Below are 4,268 nucleotides of genomic sequence, written 5' to 3' on the forward strand. Positions count from 1 at the left end.
ATCTGAGGCTCCTTTTCTTTCAGATTTGCCTTCATCTTGAATGATGTCTTTGGAAGATTGATTGTATCTTTGTAATCCAAAACGCGCACCTCCGATAAAATATTATTGAATTTTTAAGAGATTTTCGATAGTATCTTTTATTTCAGTTAAATCCATTGATTTTACAACGTAAGCATCTGCTGCCCATGATGCCATCTCACTTTTATAATGTGAGTAGGCTGTGAGAAATATTATTTTTTTATTTGGATACCTTTTTCTGATTTCACTTGCGAGTTCTAAACCATTTACATCAGGCATTTCGATATCGGTGCATATGATATCTATATCTTTATCGCTTTCTAACGTTTCCAGTGCATCTTTTGCATTGCTTACCGCAATAACTTCATAACCAGATTCTTCCAATTCTTCTTTTATTAAAGTTCTTATGTTCTCTTCATCATCCACTATTAGTACTTTAGACAACTTAACCCCTCCTAAAAAGTATTATCTATGCTATTTCTAGAAACTCTAAAACTTGCTTTAAAAGTATTTCCATAATTCAAAATTTAATATCGCACTCCTACCATAAGGATAAAAGTTCTTTATCTTTTCCCTCACATCGCCCAGATGGGTGGGAGAGGGCTTCGCCCTGTAACCTTTTAAAAATCTAAATCTAATTTTTGAAAATTACTTTATTTCTAAAGTGTCTATGTGTAAGTAATATAAAAATTTTTATAAACTTTAAAAAAATAGTCTACAAAATAGGCGGGATTTTATCCCGCCTCATATTTGGAATAAATAAGATATGTTACTTTAGAATGGAAAAACTATACTACTTGCATTGAAAGAACCTAATTCAGCTTCGGTTTGAGGAATATTTATTTTTCCTTCCTTAGCCAGGGATTGTAAATAAGCTAGTTCTGCAATAACTTCGTTTGGTATTAGCCCCTTGGTATATTTCATTGGAGATATTCCAACACCATCGTCAACTATCCCTAAATTGTTGTGCCCAGCTTGAAAATATCTAGCAGACAATGCTGAATTAATACCCTCAAAAGTCGCTACATCGATCTTTTTTGTAATACTAAATAATACGTAACCTGGTGCCATATAATCTTGATCAACGTCTACTCCTAGTGCAAAGTAACCTTCACCTTTTTCATAATATTTATCTATAACCTGTTGTAGAGGGGCATTTGCTGGTAAACCGTAGAAAGATGTTCCGGTTTCTTTTGCGGCATCGATGACTCCATTTCCCGTTGCACCAGCGCACGCGAAGACGATATCTGCACCATTGTCGTACTGAGAAAGGGTTAACTGTTTTCCTTTTGCTGGATCCTCAAAACTAGCAGCGTAACCAATTAAAACTTGAACATTGGCCCCATGGATTTGATTGTAGGCTTCAACTCCTGCTCTGTAACCTATTTCATATCTTTTTACTGGAGGTATTTCTATTCCCCCTACGAAACCTATCTTACCTGTTTTGGTCATTGCAGCCGCTACGTATCCACCTAAGAATCCTGCCTCATGTTCTTTGAAGGTATAAAGGGCTAAATTGTTTGGCACCGTTTGACCTGGAGATGGCTCTATATCTATCCCAATGAAAAATGTATCGGGATATTGAGCAGCGATATTGAATAAAGCATCTGCCATCATGAATCCTACTCCTATTACCACATCCCCGTTTTGAGCAGCATTAGTTAGATTAGGTATATAATCAGTTTGTTCCTTGGATATAATTATATCTCCTTCAACATCGGGAAGTTGTTCTACTGCCATTTGGACACCTGCCCATGCACCATCGTTGAAAGACTTATCTCCCAAACCGCCAACATCAGTTACCATAACAACTTTTAAAGCAAAAGAACTTACAAACATTAAACTGATTAAACTAAGAACTAACAACTTTTTCATGTTTTTCTACCTCCTTTAGGTAAATTTATTTGTTCCTTTGATAGTGTAAGTATCTCAAAAACAGAAGTGAAGTTAAAATTAACAAAATTATTCCGAAATTATAGTTGATATTGTAATCAACTGTGTAAATAGTAGGATAGCCGGTTTGACTAAAAACTTTGAGTGGAGTTACTTTTATGAAACTAAGAATGCTTAGGAAATACATGGATATTAAAGAAATATATTTGGCAAATTTCTCTTCAAAAATTACAAAAATCGTTAAACCTAAGAAAAACAAGAGAAAGATTTTTGTACCAAAAACAGTGTTATAGGTCTTTAAATTTATTTTGTCGACCTTTTCTACGTCAAAAAAAGAATTTAGATTGGGCAACAAGGGATCAATTAGATCAGTAGATTGTAAGAGTTGATTTGAAGCATCTATGAATTTAGATTCGAATTCGATATCAGAGAATTTTAAAACATCATGGACTTGAACTTTTAACGTGCCTAACTCATTATAAATATTTCTTTCGGCAATTTCTGATGAGTTCACAAAATCAGCAATCTCTTTTGAAAAATCAAGTGGTACTCCTCGATAATTTTCTACTTTGTCGATTTTCAAACCTTCTCTATTCGTTTGAACTGAGGAGCCTTGTAGATTTGATAAAACTTCCGCGTTCAAAAGATCAGCTAAAAAGGATGAAAAAGTCGATCTATAAAAAGTATTAACCTTGGAATATTCACTTCCTAAGTGAGAGTTCAAACTGGATATAGTTTTATGTAAAGGAGCGTGTGGGTAAGCAACGACATCGTTCAATAGTTGGGTTTCGAAAGTAGAGTTATCAAACTGAGTATTTTTTTCCATCAAAAGATCATAAGAATAGTACGACGGAACGAACAGGGTAAGTAGCACTAAAAAAAAGATGGAAAAGTTTATAACTTTTTCTCTCATTTTAGTCTTTTTTCCAAAACTTTTAAACAACAAAACGGCTAAAAACAATAACACAAAGGTCACTATGTAACTTCCATAAAGAAAAGAAGATACTATATCTTTTATAGGATTGTAGAAAGTTAAAAGGTATACAAATTCGACCCCAAATACACTTAAAACTGTCACCCAAAGATACTTTCTTAAAAATAAGAATGTTATTAGAATCAAAACAGCATAGATGATAATTCTTATAAAAGAAATGTTGGCGCCGGCCTTGCCTTCCTCAATAAACATATAGGTAACTTGTTGTATTTGTTCGTTGGTTTCATTTATTAATGAATTGACATAATTGTAAGAGAGTTGATCTATTGCGATTTGGAGTGGCCTTCCGGTTATGCCTGATTGAGCAAGTTGTTGAATACCTTTTTCCAAACTTTCTTTATTTTCTAATATTATCTCATCGTATTCAGGATTAGTTTCTCCTTCATATATGTAAAAACTTGTATCCAAAATTTCCGCATCAGATTCGAACCTTTCAATATTTGTGAATGGAGCGGTTTCAACAATTCCTAAAGAATATATAATAACGTTGCCAAAGTAAGTTAAAGCATCATTTTCTAAAGATCTTGTATAATCTTGAACGGTTGCAAAGTAGGCAGGCATCGACCTTATCATTTCTTGTGTAATTTGTTCACCTGAAAGATCGGATTGAACATACACTAAGAACCCGGCAAAAGCCAATTTTTCTTCGATTGTTGTAAATTGAGACTGAACATTATGGTATATCTGAGATAGATAAGTTTGGACATTTGTAGGTCTATCAACGTATTCGGCGCTTCCTATCATCTGAGTTCTATAAAATCTGTACAATCCTAAATTGTTAAGTTCTTGAAAAAAAGAAACGAATTCTTCGTTTGAAGCACTTTCCTCTTCATTGTAGGCCTGCATGAGATTTGCATAAACATCTCTAACTGCTTCAACATCGATTGTAAAAGCTGTTAAGGAAAAAATGAGTGTAATTAATAAAATAACTAATTTCTTCATCTCTAGCCTCCAAATTATGTAATTATTTAGAACAACAAACAATGAATTAATTTTATTATATCATTTTTTTTGTAGTTGTTCAACCTAGGAATATCTTAATTATACTTGATTATTAGTAATTACATCCTTTTAAAAACGATTAAAGATGATTAAGAGCTTTTTCATTGAAAAATTGAAATAATTAAATGGGCTGTATAATAAAAATGGTTGATGAGATACTTGACAAAAGGGATAAAAAAAGATATCACTCCTCATAGAACAAAAAACAAAAAAATAAAAAGAGAGAGGAGTGATATCATGAGCAACAAAATTATAGCACAAATACTGGGTATTGACAAAGGTTTTAAGTTAAAAGAGAGAAAAGATTTGAGAAAAGATGGAGAGATTTATTTTGAAGTGGAATATTCGAAAAAGGTAGGGA

General features: G+C 32.9%; 3 protein-coding genes. All 3 read right to left on the minus strand.

From position 1 onward, the window contains the following. Positions 1–102 precede the first annotated feature (102 nt). Positions 103–462, minus strand: a complete 360-nt coding sequence (locus tag AA81_RS09965) for a response regulator (RefSeq protein WP_103077220.1) — start codon at positions 460–462, stop codon at positions 103–105. Between the two features lie 330 nt (positions 463–792). Then, complete coding sequence (locus AA81_RS09970) at positions 793–1,893, minus strand: BMP family lipoprotein (protein ID WP_103898925.1); 1,101 nt, start codon at positions 1,891–1,893, stop codon at positions 793–795. A 25-nt stretch (positions 1,894–1,918) separates the two neighbouring features. Further along, positions 1,919–3,847 (minus strand): hypothetical protein, encoded by a 1,929-nt coding sequence (locus AA81_RS09975; RefSeq protein ID WP_103898926.1) that lies wholly within the window; start codon positions 3,845–3,847, stop codon positions 1,919–1,921. Between the last annotated feature and the right edge of the window lie 421 nt (positions 3,848–4,268).

The sequence above is a fragment of the Petrotoga halophila DSM 16923 genome (assembly GCF_002924615.1).

Bases quoted from the DNA above. Each gene is read 5' to 3' on its own strand.
- AA81_RS09975 (WP_103898926.1), bottom strand. From the start codon at position 3,847: ATGAAGAAATTAGTTATTTTATTAATTACACTCATTTTTTCCTTAACA.
- AA81_RS09970 (WP_103898925.1), bottom strand. From the start codon at position 1,893: ATGAAAAAGTTGTTAGTTCTTAGTTTAATCAGTTTAATGTTTGTAAGT.